Origin of the sequence: Streptomyces sp. NPDC017979 (assembly GCF_044328175.1) — a bacterium.
In the GTDB taxonomy this organism is placed as follows: Bacteria; Actinomycetota; Actinomycetes; order Streptomycetales; family Streptomycetaceae; genus Streptomyces.
Genome location: NZ_JBIRGU010000014.1, coordinates 22,735 through 44,648 on the forward strand (window position 1 = coordinate 22,735; position 21,914 = coordinate 44,648).

Genomic DNA, 21,914 nt, shown 5'->3' on the forward strand with positions numbered 1-21,914 from the left:
GGGCACCTCTCATCGCGGCATAACGTCGACCCAGACCGGACACCCCGTGCTGTGGCGTTGCGCCGCACCCTTCACCTACGTCACGCAACGGCGCGCGACAGGAGCCAGAGGACATGCAGACCAAGCTGGACGACGCCAAGGCCGAGCTGCTCGCACGAGCCGCCCGGGTAGCCGAGAACGGTCCGGGCGGTGGTCACCAACCGGCCGGGCCCGAGCAGGGCAAGCGGCCGGACCAGGACACCCTTCTCGCATACCTCCAGCGCTACTACCTGCACACCGCGCCCGAGGACCTCGCCGACCGCGACCCGGTCGACGTCTTCGGCGCAGCGCTCTCCCACTACCGCCTGGCCGAGAACCGCCCCCAGGGCACGGCCAACGTGCGGGTCCACACTCCGACGGTCGAAGAGAACGGCTGGACCTGCAGCCACTCCGTCGTCGAGGTCGTCACTGACGACATGCCCTTCCTCGTCGACTCCGTCACCAACGAGCTCTCCCGCCAGGGCCGCGGCATCCACGTCGTGATCCACCCGCAGGTCACCGTCCGCCGCGACGTGACCGGCAAGCTGATCGAGGTGCTCACCGGCGAGACCCGCACCGCCCGCAAGGACCTCCCGCACGACGCGCTCGTCGAGTCCTGGATCCACGTCGAGATCGACCGCGAGACCGACCGCGCCGACCTCAAGCAGATCACCGCCGACCTGCTGCGCGTGCTGTCCGACGTCCGCGAGGCCGTCGAGGACTGGGAGAAGATGCGGGACGCGGCGCTGCGCATCGCCGACGACCTGCCGGCCGAGCCCAGCGCCGACGACATCGCGGGCCAGGAGGTCGACGAGGCCCGCGAGCTGCTGCGCTGGCTGGCCGCCGACCACTTCACCTTCCTGGGCTTCCGCGAGTACGAGTTGGTGGACGGCGACGCGCTGGCGGCCGTCCCCGGCACCGGCCTCGGCATCCTGCGCTCCGACCCGCAGCACCGCGAGGACGAGGCCCACCCCGTGAGCCCCTCCTTCAGCCGGCTCCCCGCGGACGCCCGCGCCAAGGCCCGGGAGCACAAGCTCCTCGTCCTGACCAAGGCCAACAGCCGTTCCACGGTCCACCGGCCCAGCTACCTCGACTACGTCGGCGTGAAGAAGTTCGACGAGAAGGGCAACGTCGTCGGCGAGCGCCGCTTCCTCGGCCTGTTCTCGTCCGCCGCGTACACCGAGTCCGTGCGCCGCGTCCCGGTGATCCGCCGCAAGGTCGCCGAGGTCCTGGAGCGCGCCGGCTTCTCGCCCAACAGCCACGACGGCCGCGACCTGCTCCAGATCATGGAGACCTACCCGCGCGACGAGCTGTTCCAGACGCCCGTCGACCAGCTGAGGGCCACCGTCACCAGCGTGCTCTACCTCCAGGAGCGCCGTCGGCTCCGGCTCTACCTGCGCCAGGACGAGTACGGCCGCTACTACTCCGCCCTCGTGTACCTGCCGCGGGACCGCTACACCACCGCGGTGCGGCTGCGGCTGATCGAGATCCTCAAGGAGGAGCTCGGCGGCACCAGCGTCGACTTCACCGCCTGGAACACCGAATCGATCCTCTCCCGGATCCACTTCGTCGTCCGCGTCCCCTCCGGCACCGAGCTGCCGCACCTCGCGGACGCCGACACCGAGCGCATCGAAGCGCGCCTGGTGGAGGCCGCCCGCTCCTGGGAGGACGGCTTCGCCGAGGCGCTCACCGCCGAGCTGGGCGAGGAGCGCGCCGCCGAGCTGCTGCGCCAGTACGGCAACGCCTTCCCCGAGGGCTACAAGGCCGACCACTCGCCGCGCAGCGCCGTCGCCGACCTGGTCCACCTGGACGACCTGACCCACTCGGGCCGGGACTTCGCGCTCTCGCTGTACGAGCCGGTCGGCGCCGGCCCCGGCGAGCGCCGCTTCAAGATCTACCGGACCGGCGCCCAGGTCTCCCTCTCCGCCGTGCTGCCGGTGCTCCAGCGGCTGGGCTGCGAGGTCGTCGACGAGCGGCCGTACGAGCTGTGCCGCGCGGACCGCACGTACGCCTGGATCTACGACTTCGGGCTGCGCATGCCGGTCCCGAACGGCACCGCCGCCAGCGCCTCCGGCAACGGTCACAACGACTACCTCGGCGACGACGCCCGGGAGCGCTTCCAGGAAGCCTTCGCCGCGGTGTGGACCGGGGCCGCGGAGAACGACGGCTTCAACACCCTCGTCCTGGGCGCCGGGCTCACCTGGCGGCAGGCGATGGTGCTCCGCGCCTACGCCAAGTACCTGCGCCAGGCCGGGTCGACGTTCTCGCAGGACTACATGGAGGACACCCTCCGCACCAACGTCCACACCACCCGGCTGCTGGTCTCGCTCTTCGAAGCCCGGATGTCGCCCGGCCGCCAGAACGCGGGCACCGAGCTGATCGACGGCGTGATGGAGGAGCTGGACGGCGCGCTGGACCAGGTCGCCAGCCTCGACGAGGACCGCATCCTGCGCTCCTTCCTCGTGGTCATCAAGGCCACCTTGCGCACGAACTTCTTCCAGAGCGCAGGCGAGGGAAGCGACAAGAGGGGCCAGAGCGCAGGCGAGGGAAGCGACAAGAGGGGCCAGAGCGCAGGCGAGGGAAGCGGCGGCCACCACGGCTACGTGTCGATGAAGTTCGACCCGCAGGCCATCCCCGATCTGCCCGCGCCGCGCCCGGCGTACGAGATCTGGGTCTACTCGCCCCGCGTCGAGGGCGTCCACCTGCGCTTCGGCAAGGTCGCCCGCGGCGGGCTGCGCTGGTCCGACCGGCGCGAGGACTTCCGCACCGAGATCCTGGGCCTGGTGAAGGCGCAGATGGTGAAGAACACCGTGATCGTGCCGGTGGGCGCCAAGGGCGGCTTCGTCGCCAAGCAGCTCCCCGACCCGTCCGTGGACCGGGACGCCTGGCTCGCCGAGGGCGTCGCCAGCTACCGCACCTTCATCTCCGCGCTGCTCGACATCACGGACAACCTGGTCGCCGGCGAGGTCGTGCCGCCCGCGGACGTGGTGCGCCACGACGGGGACGACACGTACCTCGTGGTCGCCGCGGACAAGGGCACGGCCTCCTTCTCCGACATCGCCAACGAGGTCGCGCTCGCCTACGAGTTCTGGCTCGGCGACGCCTTCGCCTCCGGCGGCTCCGCCGGCTACGACCACAAGGGCATGGGCATCACGGCCCGCGGCGCCTGGGAGTCCGTCAAGCGCCACTTCCGCGAGCTGGGCCACGACACCCAGACGCAGGACTTCACGGTCGTCGGCGTCGGCGACATGTCGGGCGACGTGTTCGGCAACGGCATGCTGCTGAGCGAGCACATCCGGCTGGTGGCCGCCTTCGACCACCGCCACATCTTCGTCGACCCGAACCCGGACGCGGCCGTCTCGTACGCCGAGCGCCGCCGCCTCTTCGAGCTGCCGCGCTCCAGCTGGGCCGACTACGACACCTCGCTGCTCTCCCCGGGCGGCGGAATCCACCCCCGTACGGCCAAGTCCATCCCGATCAACGCCCATCTGCGGGCCGCCCTCGGCATCCCGGAGGGCGTCACCAAGATGACGCCGGCCGAGCTGATGAAGAGCGTCCTTGAGGCCCCCGTCGACCTGCTGTGGAACGGCGGGATCGGGACGTACGTCAAGGCGTCCGGCGAGTCCAACGCGGACGTCGGCGACAAGGCCAACGACGCGATCCGCGTCAACGGCGACGAGCTGCGGGTCAAGGTCGTCGGCGAGGGCGGCAACCTGGGCCTGACCCAGCTCGGCCGGATCGAGTTCGCCCGCGCCGGCGGCCCCGACTCCACCGGCGGCCGGGTCAACACCGACGCCATCGACAACAGCGCCGGCGTGGACACCTCCGACCACGAGGTGAACATCAAGATCCTGCTCAACGGCCTGGTCAACGACGGCGACCTCACCGTCAAGCAGCGCAACGCCCTGCTCGCCGAGATGACCGACGAGGTCGGCGCGCTGGTGTTGCGCAACAACTACGCGCAGAACGTGGCCCTCGCCAACTCCCTCGCCCAGGCCCCCTCCCTCCTCCAGGCCGGCCAGCGCCACATGCGCCGGCTGGAGCGGGACGGCGCCCTGGACCGGTCGCTGGAGTTCCTGCCGGCCGACCGGCAGATCCGCGAGCTGCTGAACGCGGGCCGCGGCCTGAGCCAGCCGGAGCTGGCGGTCCTCCTCGCGTACACCAAGATCACGGTGGCGGACGAGCTGATCGGCACCGACCTGCCGGACGACCCGCACCTGCGCAAGCTGCTGCACGCGTACTTCCCGACCCCGCTGCGGGAGCGTTTCTCCGAGGCGGTCGACGGCCATGCGCTGCGCCGCGAGATCATCACGACCGTGCTGGTCAACGACACCGTCAACACCGGTGGCGCGACCTTCCTGCACCGGCTGCGGGAGGAGACCGGCGCGTCGATCGAGGAAGTGGTGCGGGCGCAGACCGCGGCCCGGGAGATCTTCGGGCTCGGCGCGGTCTGGGACGCGGTCGAGGCGCTGGACAACGAGGTCGCGGCCGACGTGCAGACCCGGATCCGGCTGCACTCGCGCCGGCTGGTGGAGCGCGGCACCCGCTGGCTGCTGGGCAACCGTCCGCAGCCGCTGGAACTGGCCGAGACGGTGGAGTTCTTCGCCGAGCGCGTGGCACGGGTCTGGGACGAGCTGCCGAAGCTGATGCGCGGCGCGGACCTGGAGTGGTACCAGGGCATCGTGGACGAGCTGACCGCGGAGGGCGTGCCGCAGGTGCTGGCGCTGCGGGTGGCCGGGTTCTCCTCGGCGTTCCCGACGCTGGACATCGTCGCCATCGCCGACCGCACGGGCCAGGACCCGCTGGACGTCGCCGAGGTGTACTACGACCTCGCGGACCGGCTGCGGATCACCCAGCTGATGGACCGGATCATCGAGCTGCCGCGGGCCGACCGCTGGCAGTCGATGGCCCGCGCCGCCATCCGGGAGGACCTGTACGCGGCGCACGCCATGCTCACCGCGGACGTGCTCTCCGTCGGCAACGGCTCGTCGACGCCCGAGGAGCGGTTCGAGGACTGGGAGTCGAAGAACGTCTCGATCCTGAGCCGGGCGCGGGCCACCCTGGACGAGATCCAGGGCTCGGACACGTTCGACCTGGCGAACCTGTCGGTGGCGATGCGGACCATGCGCCAACTGCTGCGTACGCACAGCTGACGCACCACTGACGCACCGCCTGATCACGGCGCGCACGAGGAGGGGCCCGTCCCGGTACGCCGGGGCGGGCCCCTCGCCGTGTCGGGCCCTACCCGGGTCGTACGGCGGACCGCCACAGCCGTCGGCAGGCCAGCGCGGTGGCGAGCAGCAGCAGCCCGTTGCGGACCAGCAGCAGGGTGCAGCCGACCGCGGTGCCGGCCACCACGTCGTCGTACAGCAGCGGGTACGCCAGGGCGCTGACGGCCGCGGTCGGGAGCACCAGCAGCGCCGCGGGGCGCATCACGGTGTGCCGGCAGGTGAGGCAGACCGCGGCCAGGCCCAGCAGCCACACCAGGTACTGGGGGCTGATCACCCGGCTGGTGACGGTGAACAGCAGGACGGCGGCGAACGCGGCGTCGAAGGGGGTCGCCGGCCCCCAGCGCCGCGCCCGCACCCGCCACAGCACCAGCCAGCAGAAGGCGGCGGCGGTCAGCAGCAGTGAGAGCCGGGAGACGGAGGAGACGTACGGTCCGACGAACTCGAAGGCGCCGTACTGGTACCGGGTCTCGCCGGGCCAGCCCAGGTTGCGGGCCACGTGGAGCGCCGTGCCGCCCAGCGACTCGATCTGCACGCCGCGGGCGCCCTGCTGTCGCAGGAAGTCCAGGGTGTTGCTGAAGCCCAGTACGAGCACGGCGAGGAGGGCGGCGGCGGAGGCGACGGCCGCGCCCCAGGCGGCCCGGGTGCCGGGGCCGCGGGGCGTGCCCAGCAGCGTCAGCAGCGGCCAGACCTTGATCGTGGCGCCGATCCCGGCGAGCGCGCCGCCGAGGCGGGGGCGGCTGCGCAGGGCGAGCAGCGCGAGGACGGCGACGGCGGTCACGGGGACGTCGTAGCGGGCCAGCGGCAGGTTCAGCAGCAGCGGCAGTCCGCAGACCCACAGCCAGCCGCCGCGGACGCCGGCGCGGGCGAGTGCGCAGGTGACGACGGCGTCGCAGACCAGCACGATCAGCACGAACGCCTGGAAGTAGGTGAGCCAGGGCAGTGCGGCGGGGGAGAGCAGGACGAGGGCGGCGCCGGGCGGGTACTGCCAGGTGACGTCGTGGACGGGGAACGCGCCGTGGGCGAGCTGCTCGTACCAGGCGCGGTACAGCGAGTGGACCTCGCCGGCCACTCCGCTGTCCCCGAGGCGGTCGACGACCAGCAGCGCGAGCATCACGGCCCGGGTGAGCGCCCAGACGGCGGCCAGGGCCGCGACGTCCCCCGGCTGGGCGCCGCGCCGGTCGCGGCGCCCGCCGTCGTACGGGGCGTGGAGCGCGGGCCGCGGGGCGAGGCGGTGGCCGGCGGGCAGCGGAGTGATCCCGTGGGGCGTCATCGCCCGGCACTTTAGTCCGCTTTAGTCACTTTTAGCGGCTTATTGGTGGATCGCCGATGCGGTGTTGGTGGCCGTCGCGGGCCCTTCGGGCGGTCGGGGCGGAGCCGGACCGCCCGAAGGGCGCGGGGGCTACTTCTTGCCGCTGGAGAACTGCTCGTACGCGGCGATGACGTCCTTGGCGGGCCCGTCCATCCGCAGGACGCCCGCCTCCAGCCACAGGGCCCGCTCGCAGGTCTCCAGGATGGTGCCGTTGCTGTGGCTGACCAGGAAGACCGTGCCGGCCTCCGCGCGCAGCTCGTTGATGCGGGCCTGGCTGCGGCGGCGGAACTTCGCGTCGCCGGTGGCCAGCGCCTCGTCGATGAGCAGCACGTCGTGGCTCTTGGCCGCCGCGATGGCGAAGCGGAGCCGGGCGCCCATGCCGGAGGAGTACGTGCGCATCGGGAGCGAGATGAAGTCGCCCTTCTCGTTGATGCCGGAGAAGTCCACGATCCCCTCGTAGGCGCGCTGGATCTCCTGGCGCGACATGCCCATGGCGAGGCCGCCGAGGATCACGTTCCGCTCGCCCGTCAGGTCGCTCATCAGGGCCGCGTTCACCCCGAGGAGGGAGGGCTGGCCCTGGGTGTAGACCTTGCCCTCGGTGGCGGGCAGCAGGCCGGCGATGGCCTTCAGCAGGGTGGACTTCCCGGAGCCGTTCGACCCGATCAGGCCGATGGCCTCGCCCTTGTACGCGGTGAAGGTCACGCCCTTGACCGCGTGCACCTCCCGCACGCCCGGGGGCAGGGCACCGGACTTGCGGGCCCGGCGCGCCTTGAGGGAGACCATCCGGCTCAGGGCCGCGGTGGCACTGCCCTTGGCGGCCTTGCCGCCCTGGACGCGGTACTTGATGTGCACGTCGTCCACGACGACCGTGGGGACCTTCTCGGGGACGGGGGCGGTCACTCCTACCTCCTGTGCCGCTTGCGTCGCGTCTTTCGTCATCAGGTTCTCAGCCACGGCCGTACCGTTCCTCCGCCTTCCAGAAGTACATGAATCCGCCCACCCCGCAGAGTGCGGCCCAGCCGAGGGCGACCGCCCACACGTGCGGCGGCAGCTGGGCCGAGGTGTAGCTGTCGATCAGGGCGAAGCGCACCAGATCGATGTAGACCGCCGCCGGGTTGTACTGCAGGCCAAGCATGACCCATTCCGGCAGGTCGTGGTCCTTCAGGATCGTCGAGATGCTCCACATCACACCGGACGCGTACATCCAGGTGCGCAGCAGGAACGGCATGAGCTGCGCCACGTCCGGGGTGCGCGCCGAGATCCGGGCCATCGCCATGGCGAGACCGGTGTTGAACGCGGCCTGGAGCGCCAGCGCCGGTACCGCGAGCAGCCAGGACGGCTCGGGGAACTCGCCGAAGCCCATCAGGATCAGCAGCAGCACGCCCATCGAGAACAGCAACTGCTGGAACTGCTGGAGGGCGAACGCGACGGGGAGCGCGGCGCGCGGGAAGTGCACCGCCCGGACCAGCCCGAGGTTGCCCGAGATGGCCTTGGTCCCCGCCATGATCGAGTTCGCCGTGAAGGTCCAGATGAAGACCCCGGTGACCAGGAACGGGACGAAGTCCGGGACCTGCTTGCTGGTGCCCAGCAGGATCCCGAAGATGAAGTAGTAGACCGCCGCGTTCAGCAGCGGGGTCATCAGCTGCCAGAGCTGGCCGAGCCTCGCCTGGCTGTACTGGGCGGTGAGCTTGGCGGTGGCGAAGGCGGTGATGAAGTGCCGACGCGCCCAGAGCTGGCGCACGTACGCGCCGAGGGACGGGCGCTGCCCGCTGACGGTCAGGCCGTGGCGCAGGGCGAACTCTCGGGGGGTCTCCCCGGGGAGCCCCGAAGGGGGCGCGGCCCCCACCGCGAAGGGTGGGGAGATCGTCTGACTGCTCACTCGGATCGCTTTCGCCTCAGGCGGAGGGGGTGGAAGAGGCGCGGTCGGGGAGGTGGCGGGATGAGACGTCCGGCCGACCGCCGGGGAAGACGACGGGACGGGCCCGTTTCGTCGCTACGGCGAGACTATGGCGTACTCGCGTCGCAACGCAACCGTTTCGTCGTCACGGGTATGCTCCTTGACCATGACCACGACGGACCCGGCCCCGGACCCACGACGTCCCCGACGCGCTCCCGCGGGGGCCGCCGTGCTCCGCGAGGACGTGACGGAGGCCATCCGGGCCGCCGTCTTCGAGGAACTGGCCACCGTCGGCTTCGCCCGGATGTCCATCGAGGGGATCGCCCGCCGCGCCGGCGTCGGCAAGACCGCCGTGTACCGGCGCTGGAAGTCCAAGCTCTCCCTCGTCCTCGACCTGGTCTCCGCCTTCGCCGCCCAGGGGCTGCCCGCCCCGGCCACCGGATCGCTGTACGGGGACGTACGCGCGCTGCTGGAGGTCGCCTCGCACGCGCTGCGCCACCCGGTCGCCTCCCAGGTCATCCCCGATCTGCTGGTGGAGTCCGTCCGCAACCCGGAGATCGCCCAGGCGATCAAGGCGGCGCTCCTCGACAGCCAGCACGGCATGGCCGCGCTGATCGTGCGCGATGCGGTGGCCCGCGGGGAGCTGCCGGCGACCACGGACGCCTCCCGGCTGCTGGACGTCGCGGTCGGGCCGCTGTACTGGCGGCTGGTGGTGGTCCGCGACGACCTGCCGAAGGGGTATCTGGACCAGCTCTCGCGGGGCGCGGTCGCCGCGCTGCGGGTCTGAAGCGAGCAGGCCCCACGGGTCCGAACAGCGCGCCGGCGGTACGGGAGCAAGGGCGAGCCCGCCCCCGTACCGCCGGCCGCGCCGCTACTTCACCGCGCCCGACATCACCCCGGACACGAACTGCCGCTGGAAGGCGAAGAACACCGCCAGCGGAATGACCATCGACAAGAACGCGCCCGAGGCGAGGACGTCGATGTTGTTGCCGAACTGGCGGACCTGGCGCTGGAGCGCCACCGTGATCGGCGCGCTGTCGGTGTCCGCGAAGATCAGCGCGATCAGCATGTCGTTCCAGACCCAGAGGAACTGGAAGATCCCGAGCGAGGCGATCGCCGGTCCGCCCAGCGGCAGCACCACCCGGACGAACAGCCGCAACTCGCCGGCGCCGTCCAGCCGCGCCGCCTCCAGCAGCTCCCGCGGGATCTCCGCGAAGAAGTTCCGCAGCAGGAAGATGGCGAACGGCAGCCCGAAGCCGACGTGGAAGAGGATCACCCCGATCGTCGTCTCGAAGATGCCGATCTGCCCGAACAGCTTGGACAGCGGGATCAGCGCCACCTGCACCGGCACCACCAACAGGCCGACGACGAGCAGGAACCACCAGTCGCGGCCGGGGAAGTCCATCCAGGCGAAGGCGTACCCCGCGAGCGCCCCGATCACCACCACGAGCAGGGTGGCGGGGACCGTGATCACGATGCTGTTGAGCAGGGAGTCGGTGACGGCGTCGTTCTTCAGCAGCCCCTCGTAGTTCTCCAGGGTGAGCTGCGCCGGTGCGGTGAACACCTGCCACCAGCCGCTGTCCGCGATGTCCGCGGGGCCGCGCAGTGACGAGATCAGCAGACCGACCGTCGGGGTCAGCCAGAACACCGCGACGAGCAGCAGGAAGATCCGCACCGCGCCGGCGCCCGCCCACCCGGCGAGCCGGGCCGCGAGCGGCTGCCGCGCCTTCGGCGCGCCCCCGGATGCGGCGCTGCGCGCCGGTGCGGGGCCGGAGCCGGGCGCTGTCGTGGACGTGCGCGTGGTCATCGGCGCCGCTCCCTTCGCGTACGACGGATGTCGAACACCATCACCGGCACCAGCAGCAGCAACAGCAGCACCGCGATCGCGCTGCCGACGCCCAGGTCCGCGGCGGTCCCGAAGGACGAGCGGTAGAGCTGGAGCGCCAGGACGTTCGCGTCGTCCTGTGCGGATCCGGGCGCGATGATGTACACGAGGTCGAAGATCTTCAGCACGTTGATCATCAGGGTGACCAGCACCACCGAGAGCACCGGGGCCAGCAGCGGCACCGTGATCCGGCGGAAGACCTGCCACTCGTTCGCGCCGTCGACCCGGGCCGCTTCCATCAACTCCCGCGGCACGCTCGCGAGCCCCGCCGCGATCAGGACCATCGCGAAGCCGGCCCACATCCACACGTAGCTGCCGATGATCGCCGGGGTGACGAGGGAGGGGCCGAGCCAGCTCACGCCGTTGTACTGCTCGCGGAAGTTGTCCGCGGGCAGCCGTAGCTGCGCGCCGTCGGCGGCGGCCGGCAGGGCGAACGAGCCGTCGGGGCCGGCGCGGGTGGACGCCACCACTTCGCCGTCCTTGACCGCCTCGATCTTCAGTCCCTTGAGGCCCAGCTCCTTCGGGTCGACGGCGTTCGGCTGGCCCCCGCCGCCCCGGGTGAAGTCCAGCCACGCCGTGCCGGTGACCTCCCCCTCGCCGCCCTGCGCCGGTGCCGCGGCCGGCTTCGCGTCCGACGGCATGTTCGCCGGTGCGACGCCCACCAGCGGCAGCAGCACCGGCGTCCCGACCGCGGCGGGCTCCCTGGTGACGAACGAACCGCCGCCGCCCGACTCCAGCGGGTGCACCGGCAGCGGACGGGCGCGGGGGAAGACGGACGACTCCGCGAAGGTGTCGTGCACCCCGACCCACACCGCGTTGGCGACGCCGCGCTCCGGGTCCTGCTCGTACACCAGCCGGAAGATGATCCCCGCGGCCAGCATGGAGATCGCCATCGGCATGAAGAGCACCAGCTTGAACGCGGTGCCCCAGCGGATCCGCTCGGTGAGCACGGCGAAGATCAGCCCGAGCGCGGTGGCGACCGCGGGGGCGAAGACCACCCAGATCGCGTTGTTCTTCACGGCCGTGAAGATCGCCTCGTCGGTGAAGATCTCCGCGTAGTTGTCGAACCAGACGAAGCCGTTGCCCGACTGGTCGAAGAAGGAGCGGTGGACCGAGTACCCGACCGGGTAGACCACGAGCGCGCCCAGCAGCACCAGCGCGGGCAGCAGGAAGCCGGCCGCGACCGCCTTGCGGGTGCCGGTCACGCTCTTGCGCGGACGTGCGGGGGGAGCCGGCCGGGCCGGGCCCCCCGCCTTCACTGCGGTGGACACCCGCCGCTCAGCCCGCGTAGGCCCTGGCGGCGTCCGCTTCCAGCTTCGCCTGCGTCCCCGCCACGTCCTTCGGGTTCTTCAGGAAGTCCTGGAGCGTCTTCCACAGGCCCTTGCCCGGGGTGCCGCCGAACGCCTGCGGCATCTGGTCCGACATGTCGAAGCGGACCGTGTCGCCCGCGGCGATCAGCGCCTTCGCGATGTTCCGCATCACGTCGTTGGGGTACGCGGCCACGTCCAGCGCCTTGTTCGGCGAGACGAAGCCGCCGGCCGCGGCCTGGATCTTCGCGGCGTCGGGGGAGGCGAGGAACGTCAGCAGCGCCTGGGCGCCCTTGCTGTCCTTCAGGGCCACGGCCGCGTCGCCGCCGGTCACCACCGGGGCCTGCGCCCCGACGGCCGGGAAGGGGAACACCTTCGCGTCGGTGCCCAACTCCGCCTCGGTCTGAGCGATGTTGACGCCCACGAAGTCACCCTCGAAGACCATGGCCGCCTTCGGCTGGTCGCCGCCGGTGAAGGTCTGCGTCACCGACGCCGGGAACTCGGTCTGCAGGGCGCCGTCCGCGCCGCCCGCGATCAGCGCGGGCTTGCCGAACAGCTCCGCCAGCGTGGTCAGCGCCTGCGTCACCGAGGGGTCCGTCCACTTGATCTCGTGCTTGGCGAGCTGGTCGTACTTCTCCGGGCCGGCCTGGGAGAGATAGACGTTCTCGAACCAGTCCGTGAGCGTCCAGCCGTCGGCCCCGGCCACCGAGACGGGCGTCACGCCGGACGCGGAGACCGTCTCCGCGGTGGCGAGGAACTCCTTCCAGGTCTTGGGCTCCTTGGCGCCCGCCGCGTCGAACGCCGCGGTGTTGTACCAGACCAGCGACTTGTTGGCGGCCTTGTAGTAGACGCCGTACTGCTCGCCGTTCACCTGGCCGATCTGCTGCCAGCCCGGGGAGTAGTTCTTCGCGAGCTGGGCCTTGGCCTCCGGGCCGACGGGCTTGGCCCACTTCTGCGCCACGGCCTGCGCGATGGCGCCCGGCTGCGGCAGCAGCGCCACGTCGGGCGGGCTGCCGCCGGCGATCTTCGTACCGAGGAAGTTCACGATCGGGTCCTGCGCGGGGACGAAGGTGACCTCGGCCCCGGTGCGCTTCTCGAACTCGGTCAGGACCTTGTCGAAGTTCTCCTGCTCCGCCCCGCTCCACACGGCCGCGACCTGGACCGTCTCCCCCTTCAACTGGGGGAGTTCGACGGTGGAGGCGGTGCCGGAGCCCTTCTTGCCGTCCGCGTCCGACGACTCGTCGTCGCCGTCGTCGCCGCAGCCGGCGAGGGCGAGCGCCGCGACGACGGCGAATGTGATGGCGACCTTGCTCGTGCGAAGAGGTGTCCGCATTTCTGCCCCGTTCTCTCCCGTAGCACCGACGCGTTGCCCGACAGGTCTACGCCCGGGGCACAGGGCCCGCAATCCGCTGCGTGAGCCGATGGCTCTTTCGTGATCCCTCTGTGACGTGATGTCCTGTCAAATCGCGCAGTATTTGCAGAAGTTGCGGGAAAGGTGTGTGCTGCGGCGAGGCGTGGTGCGGTACGGGGCTACGGTGCGGCGCCCACGGTCCGGGGCGCGTACGACGCGTCAGGGGTGCACGGGCGACAGCGGCGGCAGGGGCGTCGCGTTCACCGACGTCGCGGCCCGCTCCAGTGCGCTCGCCAGCAGCGCCAGGTCCGTCGGGCCGTTCCCCAACTCCCGTACGGGACGACGGGTCGGCGGATCGCCCATCCGCTCCCATTCCAGCGGTACGACCGTGGGCCGCAGCGTGGCGGTGCGCGGGATGCGGCCGGTGACCCGACCGCCCTGGAACGGGGTGACCCGGCCGTCCGGATGCCCCAGCCGACCCCGGCCCGGCAGCGGATCGTCCGGACCGGCTGAGCTCGGCGGCGCGTCCAGCACCGCCCGCAGCCCGGCCGAGCGCGCCAACTCCGTGTCCGCGGTGCGGTCCGGGCGGGCGGAGGTCGCGATCAGATGCACCCCGAGCCGGCCGCCGTCCCGCGCCACCGCCTCCAGCGCGCGGACGACCGAGCCGGCCGCGGGCCGCCCCAGGCTGCCGAGGGCGGGGGCCACCAGCGCGTCGAAGTCGTCCACCAGGACCACCAGCCGGGGCAGCGGCCCGGGGCCGGCCGGACGCGTACGCCCACCGGGGCGCAGCCGCAGGGTGCCGCTCGGCGGGGACTCCAGGTCACCGCGGGCCGCCGCCCGCGGATCGGGGGCCCGGCCGGCGACCGCGGAGTGGTCGACGCGGCCCGCGGTCCGGGCCGGCCGCGCCGCGGCGTGGGCCAGCGGCCCGCCCTGCTCGGCCGCGCTCGGCGCGCGCTGGCCCACCACCCGTGCCGCCGCACCGCCCGAGGCGTGCCACTCGGCGAAGTCCGCGCCGTCGAGCAACTCGGCGCGGCGCTTCAGCTCCGCCCCCAGCGCCTGGGCGAACACCCGCATGCGCACCGGGTCGTTCGCCACCAGGTGGTCCATCACGTGCGGCAGGTCCGTGCAGACCGCGAGCCCTTCGCCGCGCTCGCCACCCGCGCCGTCGACCAGCAGCAGCCCGAGCCGGTCCGGCCGGCCGGCCGAAGCCAGCGAAGCCGCGGCGGAACGCAACAGCTCCGTGCGCCCGCTGCCGGGCGGTCCCTCGACCAGCAGGTGCGGGCACTCCACCGCGAGGTCGACCGCGAGCGGCCCGCGCGGATCCGTGCCCAAAACCACCGGGCTGCCCGGCACGTCCCCGGCCGCCGCCCAGCGGGCCATCAACGACGCCGGAGTGGCCCGGGCCAGCCCCAACTCGTCCAGCAGTCGGGACGAGCGCGGCAGCACGGCCGCCCGGCCCGGGACCTGGGAGCCGGCCCCTTCCGTGCGCAGCGGCGCCAGCGCCCGGGCGAAACGCTCCGCCCACGCGGTCGACACCGCGTCGACCGCGGCCAACGCGCCGTGGCCGGCGGGCAGCCCGCCCGCGGTCCGCAGCACCCGCAGCGCGGTCGCCACCTCACCGCTGAGCAGCCCGACCGCACCGCACTCCCGGAAGGCGAGCGAAGCGGCGCAGGCCGTCTCGTACGTCGCGGCGACCGGTGAAAGAGGGGAGGCGGCGGGCGCCTCGGCCAGCACCAACAGATGGATGCCCGCGGACCAGCCGGCGCCGGCGAGCCGGGCCGTCGTCTCCCGCAGGGCGGCGGAGCCGGGGTCGCCGTCGACGACGACCAGGGTGCGCGGGCCCTCGTACCGCTCGGCGGCGTCCGTCAGGGCGGCGCGGTCCGCGCTCGGCCAGCCGGGGCCGAGCCGGCCGTCGTCCAGCCGGCGGACCAGCTCCGCGGTGCGCGCCGCAGCCTGGTCGCGGTCGTACGCGAGCAGCAGACGGCAGTCCTGGCCGTGGGCAGGACGGGCGTGCGGCAGCCAGCCGAGCCAGGCCCAGTCGGCCCGGCGCTCCTCCAGGGAGCGCGCGCGGTCCGTGGCGATCAGCACGATCTCCAGATCGGTGGGGGAGTGCAGGGCGGCGAGCTGTGCCACGGCCCAGTGCGCCGCCCCGGCCAGCCGGCGGCGCGGGCCGGCGAGTCCCAGCGAACCGGCCTCCCGCAGGCCCACGGTCACCGGCACGGACGCCAGGTCGTCCCGATCGGCCGTGCCCAGCCGCAGGACCAGGGACTCGGGGTGGTCCGGGCCGCGCTCCCACAGCCGCGGACCGGGGCGCACCGCGGTGAGCAGTACGGCGGCGGGGTCGGGCCAGCTGTCGGCGGCGGCGGCGGCCGGGGCGGGCGCGGCGGGCGGCGCCTCGGGCGCCACCGCCGCCGGGAGCGGGGCCGTCGCGCCCGGGTCGCGCTGCTCGCCGCGGGTGGCGTCGCCCTTGAGGCGGCGCGCCCAGGCACCTATGCCCTTCTTCCGGGGGCCGTCGTGGGCGCGGGAGGAAACTTCGGGGTCGCTGTCGGCGGTGCTCCAGGCGTCGGCCGGATCGCCGGTCCGGGCGGGTCCGCCCTCCGGCTGCGCGGGGTGCTGGACCTCCCGGCCGGTGTGGCCGGTGCTGATCGTGTTGCTGGCGACGTGCGGGGTGGCGGTGCCGTACGCAGGCGTGGGGCCGGTGGCCGAGGGGGCGGGGGCGCCGGGGACGTACGTGCTGTGGCCCGCTTCCTTGCCGGCTTCGACGGCGCCGGCGGGCGCGGTGGCCGGGGCGGCGGGCCCGGCCACCCTGAGGTGGCCCTCGCCGTCCGCCGCGGTCGGCAGCGCGGCCGTGCGGTCGGCTGGGGACAGCCGGAGCGTGGACTCCCCGAGGCGCAGCAGGGCCCCCGGCGGGAGGGCGACGGGGCGGGCGCCGACCGGGCGGCCGTCCAGCGCCGTCCCGTTCGTCGAGCCGAGGTCGGCGACGGTGACCAGGCCGTCCTCGTCGACCGTCACCTCGCAGTGCAGCCGGGACACGTCGGGGTCGTCCAGCGGGACGTCGGCGTCCGCGGAGCGGCCGACGCTCACCCGGCCGCCGTGCAGCAGGTGGACCCCGCCCGCGTCCGGCCCGGCGACCACGTGCAGCTGCGTCGAGGGGTCCGCTTCGGTGGGGCCCTCCGGGCCGGGCTGGCCGAGCGAGAGGACCGCGCCGTCCACCAGGGGCGGCTCGCCCAGGGTGCGGCGCTGGAGGTCCAGCCGTTCTGCGCCGGCGTACAACACCACGCTTCCGCCCGCCTCCGGCCCTGCGGCGGCCGACGCCAGACCCGAGGCCACCGCGGCCAGCGCCGTGCCCGCGGGTGCGGTGACCAGCACGTCGCACGCGCGGGTCCCGGACGCGGGCCCCGCGACGGCCTGTCCGCCGCGCGGCGCGAGAACGGTCAGCCGGATCTGCATGGCCGTCAGGGATCCCTTCTGCGCGGGGTGCCGGCAGGGGAACCGCCTCCGTCGCCCCCACCCGGCTGGTCGGCGCACGCCCGGGGCTCCCCACCCCGAGACCGCACGCAAGGGGCATCCTCGCACCTGCCGCTGACAACACGCCCGGGTACTGCCAATAAGTGATCTTGATTGGCCCGCTCCGGACGGAAAAGTGCCTGGTTGCGTCGTGAAGCGAACGCGCCGTGTTGCGTAGGGCACTCCGGCTCGCCCGGTTCACCGGGTACGGCCGCAACCTTCCGGGGCGCGACGACGTCTTGCAGGCGAACGGCGCGCACCATACGCGTACGGCGCGCGGGCGCGCGACGGCCGGCCGGTCGCGCCCCGCCCGCGCCACGGGGGGTACGGGGCCGGCAACCGACCGTCGTCCTGTTCGACGCCACTACAGTGGATCGGAAACGCGAACCGCCGGGGCCGGGTCGTCGCGGGCCCCCGGGGCCGTCGAGACCGCCGGCGGCTTCGAGACCCGGCCCACCCACGGACCACGATCAGCAGGGAGCGCATGACGTGCGGCCTGTAGGCAGCAAGTACCTCCTGGAGCAGCCACTCGGCCGCGGAGCCACCGGCACCGTCTGGCGCGCCCGCCAGCGGGAGACCGCGGGCGCCGAGGCCGCCGTGCCCGGGCAGCCCGGCGAGACCGTGGCGATCAAGGTCCTCAAGGAGGAGCTGGCGAACGACGCGGACGTGGTGATGCGCTTCCTGCGCGAGCGCTCCGTCCTGCTCCGCCTGACCCACCCGAACATCGTGCGGACCCGCGACCTCGTCGTGGAGGGCGACCTCCTCGCCCTCGTCATGGACCTGATCGACGGCCCGGACCTCCACCGCTACCTGCGGGAGAGCGGCCCGTTCACCCCCGTCGCCGCCGCCCTGCTCACCGCCCAGATCGCGGACGCCCTCGCCTCCAGCCACGCCGACGGCGTGGTCCACCGCGACCTCAAGCCGGCGAACGTCCTGCTGAAGACGGACGCCCAGGGCCAGATGCACCCGATGCTGACGGACTTCGGCATCGCCCGCCTCGCGGACTCGCCCGGTCTGACCCGCGCGCACGAGTTCGTCGGCACCCCCGCGTACGTGGCCCCCGAGTCCGCCGAGGGCCGCCCCCAGACCTCCGCCGTCGACGTCTACGGCGCCGGCATCCTGCTGTACGAGCTGGTCACCGGCCGGCCGCCGTTCGCCGGGGACTCCGCGCTTGAGGTGCTGCACCGGCACCTGAGCGAGGAGCCGCGCCGCCCCACGACCGTGCCCGAGCCGCTGTGGACGGTGATAGAGCGCTGTCTGCGCAAGGAGCCCGGCGAGCGCCCCAGCGCGGAGAACCTCGCCCGCGGCCTGCGGGTCGTCGCGGCCGGCATCGGCGTGCACTCGTCGGCGGCCGAGGTGGACGCCGCGCTCGGCGTCGGCGCGCTGCTCGCGCCCGACCCGTCCCCGGCGCCGGTGCCCGAGACGCCGGGTGCCGCCGATCCCACGCAGGTCCTGCCGAGCAACGCCGGATCGTACGACCCGGCCGCCGCCACCAGCGTCCTGCCGCACACCGGTGCACCGGCCGGGCCCCCCGGAGCCGCGGACGCCACCAGCGTGCTGCCGCACACCGCAGGCCCCGGCGGCGCCCCGGACCCGACGGCCGTGCTGCCGCCCGTGTCGGCGCACGGCAGCACGGCCGGCGCGCCCGGCGGCCAGGGCCCCGAGGACCCGCACCCCTGGCAGTCCCAGCTGCGGGCCGCGCGCGACCGCAACGAGCAGACCCAGATCCAGTACCTGGACCCGGCGCAGGACCCGCTGCGCCGCCGTCCCCAGCGTCAGCAGCCGCACCCCCAGCACCCGCAGCAGCAGCCGCCGCCGCACCATCACCAGCAGCCCCAGCCGTACGCTCCGCCGCCGCAGCACGTGCAGCGTCAGCAGTACGCGCCGCCGCCGCCCCCGCCGCAGCAACAGCAGCCGCGGTACGCACCCGCGCCGCCTCCTCCGCCGCAGCCGCAGGCGCCCCAGCAGCCGCAGCGTCCGCAGCGGCCCGAGCCCGCCCCGCGCCAGCCCCGCCAGCGCAGCGCCAACCCGATGCGCATCCCCGGCCTGGGCTGCCTCAAGGGCTGCCTGTTCTCGGTGGTCCTGCTGATCGTCGCGAGCTGGCTGGTCTGGGAACTCACCCCGCTCCAGGACTGGGTGGCCGAGGGCAAGGGCTTCTGGACCGCCATCAGCGACGGCGTCTCCAAGGCCGCGGACTGGATCTCCGACCTCAGCAACTCCGACTCGGGCACCGAGTCCCCGACGAACAACACGGGCAACAACCCGGGCAACTGATCCGTGGGCAACTGATCCGCGACTGGGTCTCTTTGTCGATTTCCGTCGTGAGGCGGCGCGGAGATCTGGGGTGGTTTGCCCCTGAATGACTCCCACGTACGTGCGGCATGCGGCCGTCCGGGGCACGAATGCCCTGGACGGCCGCGTACGTTATGGGCAACGCCAGCCGCTGAGGGAGCAGTCTTGGCACGGAAAATCGGCAGCCGGTACACGGCCCACCAGATCCTCGGACGGGGCAGCGCGGGCACCGTGTGGGCCGGCGAAGGCCCCGAGGGGCCCGTCGCGATCAAGCTCTTGCGCGAGGACCTGGCGGCCGACCAGGAGTTGGTCGGCCGCTTCGTCCAGGAGCGCACCGCCCTGCTCGGGCTCGACCACCCCCGCGTCGTCGCGGTCCGCGACCTCGTCGTGGACGGCAACGACCTCGCGCTCGTCATGGACCTGGTCCGCGGCACGGACCTGCGCAGCCGGCTCGACCGCGAGCGCCGGCTCGCCCCCGAGGCCGCGGTCGCGATCGTCGCGGACGTCGCGGACGGCCTCGCCGCGGCCCACCGCGCCGGCGTCGTCCACCGCGACGTCAAGCCGGAGAACGTCCTCCTCGACATGACGGGCCCCCTCGGCCCCGGCGGTGCGCACCCCGCGCTGCTCACCGACTTCGGCGTCGCCAAGCTGATCGACACCGCGCGCCGCACCAAGTCCACGAAGATCATCGGCACCCCGGACTACCTCGCCCCCGAGATCGTCGAGGGCCTGCCGCCGCGCGCCGCCGTGGACATCTACGCCCTCGCCACCGTGCTGTACGAGCTGCTGGCGGGCTTCACGCCGTTCGGCGGCGGCCACCCGGGCGCCGTACTGCGCCGCCACGTCACCGAGGCGGTCGTACCGCTGCCCGGCATCCCCGACGAGCTCTGGCAGCTCCTGATCCAGTGCCTCGCGAAGGCGCCGGCGTCCCGGCTGCGCGCCTCGGAGATGGGGACCCGGCTGCGGGAGCTGCTGCCGTCGCTGGCCGGGATGCCGCCGCTGGACGTCGACGAGCCGGGCGCGGAGCAGGAGGCCGAGCCGTACGAGGAGCCCGCGCCCGAGCCCGTGGGGGAGGCGCGGCGGCGGGGCGCGGTGTCCCTGGTGCCGGGGGCGGCGCCCGCGGACTCCAACCGCGACACCCACACCTCGATGCGGGTGCCGGGGCCGGACGAGCTGGCGGGCGGGGCGCACGGCACGGCGCGGGCGCCCCGGGCGCCCGGCCAGCGGCGTCCCGGTTCGGCCCGCAACAAGCCCGTGCGCAAGCCGGCGGCCTCGGTCCGCCTGCGCAGACGGGTGCTGGCGGGGCTGGTGGTCCTAGTGGTGGGCGTCGGCGGCTGGCTCGCCACGTCCACGGACGCGCAGTCCCACCCGGCGCCCCCCACGCCGTCCTCCGAGCTGCCTCTGGCTCCCTGAGGCGCCCGCGGTCTCCCGGCAGAAGCGTTGCCCCCCCCCCCCCGTGCGCTGTGCCCTGCGGGCACGGGGCCCCTCGGCGCCTCGCCTCCAGACCTCGCCGTCTTCCTGCGGGAACTGCGCGACCAGCCCACCACCGGGCCGCAGTCGCGGTGCGAGAGAACTCTCACGGTGAGGGGGCGCCGGGGCGCGGTCCCGGATCGCGGAGCTGGGGGAACAGGCGCAGACGGGCCGAAGCCGCGGAACGACAGGAAGCCCCGCGGCGCCCCGCCCCGCAGGGAGGCGCAGGGACCCGCACCCCGACCCGAGCCCGCCGCAGGCGAGCCGGCGCCCGCGGGCGGGGACCGCGCGCGCAGCCGTTACGCTTGGATGCGTGGCAGTCGTCGATGTATCCGAAGAGCTGAAGTCCCTCTCCTCGACCATGGAGTCGATCGAGGCCGTCCTGGACCTCGACAAGATGAGGGCCGACATCGCCGTGCTTGAGGAGCAGGCCGCGGCCCCGTCCCTCTGGGACGACCCGGAGGCGGCCCAGAAGATCACCAGCAGGCTCTCCCACCTCCAGGCCGAGCTGCGCAAGGCCGAGGCGCTGCGGGGCCGCATCGACGACCTCGGGGTGCTCTTCGAGCTGGCCGAGGCCGAGGACGACGCGGACACCCTCGCCGAGGCCGAGTCCGAGCTCGCCGACGTCCGCAAGGCCGTCGACGAGATGGAGGTCCGCACCCTGCTGTCCGGCGAGTACGACGAGCGCGAGGCGCTGGTCAACATCCGTGCCGAGGCCGGCGGCGTCGACGCCTCCGACTTCGCCGAGCGCCTCCAGCGGATGTACCTGCGCTGGGCCGAGCGCCACGGCTACGGCACCGAGGTGTACGAGACCTCGTACGCGGAAGAGGCCGGCATCAAGTCGACCACCTTCGTCGTGAAGGCGCCCTACGCCTACGGCACCCTCTCCGTCGAGCAGGGCACGCACCGCCTGGTGCGCATCTCCCCGTTCGACAACCAGGGCCGCCGCCAGACCAGCTTCGCGGGCGTCGAGGTCCTCCCGGTCGTGGAGCAGTCCGACCACGTCGACATCGACGAGTCCGAGCTCCGCATCGACGTGTACCGCGCCTCGGGACCGGGCGGCCAGGGCGTCAACACCACCGACTCCGCGGTCCGCATCACCCACATCCCCACCGGCATCGTGGTCTCCTGCCAGAACGAGCGCTCCCAGATCCAGAACAAGGCGAGCGCGATGAACGTCCTCCAGGCCAAGCTGCTGGAGCGGCGACGCCAGGAGGAGCAGGCCAAGATGGACGCCCTCAAGGGCGACGGCGGCAACTCCTGGGGCAACCAGATGCGTTCGTACGTCCTGCACCCCTACCAGATGGTGAAGGACCTTCGGACGGAGTTCGAGGTGGGCAACCCGCAGTCCGTCCTCGACGGTGAGATCGACGGCTTCCTGGAGGCCGGCATCCGCTGGCGCAAGCGCCAGGACCAGGAGAAGTGAGCCTCCTCCCGCGCCCTGAATGACGCAAGGCGCCGTACCGCACGCGGTACGGCGCCTTCGTCGTACGCCCCCACATCACGCCACGTCAGCTCGCTTTATCGACAAGGAAATGGGGTCTTGACAAGGCCCAACACCCCGTGATGTCACAGTTGTATGGACCTCGCACCTGCCAACGCACCCCAAATGGGGACAACGAGCGCGGATTGCGCTTGACGCCTCCC

Annotated in this window: 12 protein-coding genes; 5 read left to right on the forward strand and 7 right to left on the reverse strand. The window is 73.2% G+C overall.

All coding sequences use genetic code 11. The features are described from left to right. Window positions 1-113: 113 nt before the first annotated feature. Entirely contained in the window at window positions 114-5,171 is a 5,058-nt protein-coding gene (locus ACH4E8_RS28615) for an NAD-glutamate dehydrogenase (protein WP_398453520.1), read from the forward strand. An 88-nt stretch (window positions 5,172-5,259) separates the two neighbouring features. On the opposite strand, the gene ACH4E8_RS28620 is transcribed toward ACH4E8_RS28615, so the two are convergent. The 3 genes from ACH4E8_RS28620 to ACH4E8_RS28630 all read right to left on the reverse strand — a co-directional run bounded on the left by ACH4E8_RS28620 (window position 5,260) and on the right by ACH4E8_RS28630 (window position 8,437). Beyond that, window positions 5,260-6,519 carry a glycosyltransferase 87 family protein gene (locus ACH4E8_RS28620; RefSeq protein ID WP_398453522.1) on the reverse strand — a complete coding sequence of 420 codons (1,260 nt, stop codon included), beginning with the start codon at window positions 6,517-6,519 and terminating at the stop codon, window positions 5,260-5,262. 129 nt (window positions 6,520-6,648) lie between these two features. Further along, on the reverse strand, window positions 6,649-7,497 hold the full coding sequence (locus ACH4E8_RS28625; protein ID WP_398453938.1) for an ABC transporter ATP-binding protein: 849 nt from the start codon (window positions 7,495-7,497) through the stop codon (window positions 6,649-6,651). 7 nt (window positions 7,498-7,504) lie between these two features. Then, window positions 7,505-8,437 carry an ABC transporter permease gene (locus tag ACH4E8_RS28630; protein ID WP_398453525.1) on the reverse strand — a complete coding sequence of 311 codons (933 nt, stop codon included), beginning with the start codon at window positions 8,435-8,437 and terminating at the stop codon, window positions 7,505-7,507. A gap of 184 nt (window positions 8,438-8,621) precedes the next feature. On the opposite strand from ACH4E8_RS28630, the gene ACH4E8_RS28635 reads away from it, so the two are divergent. Beyond that, window positions 8,622-9,242: a TetR/AcrR family transcriptional regulator gene (locus tag ACH4E8_RS28635; protein ID WP_398453527.1), complete on the forward strand. Its 621-nt coding sequence runs from the start codon at window positions 8,622-8,624 to the stop codon at window positions 9,240-9,242. A gap of 84 nt (window positions 9,243-9,326) precedes the next feature. Here the strand turns inward: ACH4E8_RS28635 and ACH4E8_RS28640 are convergent, their stop codons facing one another. The 4 genes from ACH4E8_RS28640 to ACH4E8_RS28655 all read right to left on the reverse strand — a co-directional run bounded on the left by ACH4E8_RS28640 (window position 9,327) and on the right by ACH4E8_RS28655 (window position 16,448). Next, complete coding sequence (locus tag ACH4E8_RS28640) at window positions 9,327-10,262, reverse strand: carbohydrate ABC transporter permease (RefSeq protein ID WP_398453530.1); 936 nt, start codon at window positions 10,260-10,262, stop codon at window positions 9,327-9,329. Further along, the gene (locus tag ACH4E8_RS28645) at window positions 10,259-11,545 is read right to left on the reverse strand and encodes a carbohydrate ABC transporter permease (protein ID WP_398453533.1); all 1,287 of its coding nucleotides are present in this window, start codon (window positions 11,543-11,545) and stop codon (window positions 10,259-10,261) included. The genes ACH4E8_RS28640 and ACH4E8_RS28645 overlap by 4 nt, the downstream gene beginning before the upstream one ends. Window positions 11,546-11,618: 73 nt before the next feature. Beyond that, window positions 11,619-12,980: an ABC transporter substrate-binding protein gene (locus ACH4E8_RS28650; RefSeq protein ID WP_398453535.1), complete on the reverse strand. Its 1,362-nt coding sequence runs from the start codon at window positions 12,978-12,980 to the stop codon at window positions 11,619-11,621. A 237-nt stretch (window positions 12,981-13,217) separates the two neighbouring features. Further along, window positions 13,218-16,448: an FHA domain-containing protein gene (locus ACH4E8_RS28655; RefSeq protein ID WP_398453538.1), complete on the reverse strand. Its 3,231-nt coding sequence runs from the start codon at window positions 16,446-16,448 to the stop codon at window positions 13,218-13,220. A gap of 546 nt (window positions 16,449-16,994) precedes the next feature. Here ACH4E8_RS28655 and ACH4E8_RS28660 point away from each other — a divergent pair. From ACH4E8_RS28660 to prfB, 3 genes are all read left to right on the forward strand, one after another. Then, window positions 16,995-18,779 (forward strand): protein kinase, encoded by a 1,785-nt coding sequence (locus tag ACH4E8_RS28660; RefSeq protein ID WP_398453541.1) that lies wholly within the window; start codon window positions 16,995-16,997, stop codon window positions 18,777-18,779. A gap of 183 nt (window positions 18,780-18,962) precedes the next feature. Then, window positions 18,963-20,210, forward strand: coding sequence for a serine/threonine-protein kinase (locus tag ACH4E8_RS28665; protein WP_398453543.1), 1,248 nt, complete (start codon window positions 18,963-18,965; stop codon window positions 20,208-20,210). A 370-nt stretch (window positions 20,211-20,580) separates the two neighbouring features. After that, entirely contained in the window at window positions 20,581-21,693 is a 1,113-nt protein-coding gene (gene prfB, locus ACH4E8_RS28670) for a peptide chain release factor 2 (protein ID WP_361534988.1), read from the forward strand. The last annotated feature ends 221 nt before the right edge of the window (window positions 21,694-21,914 follow it).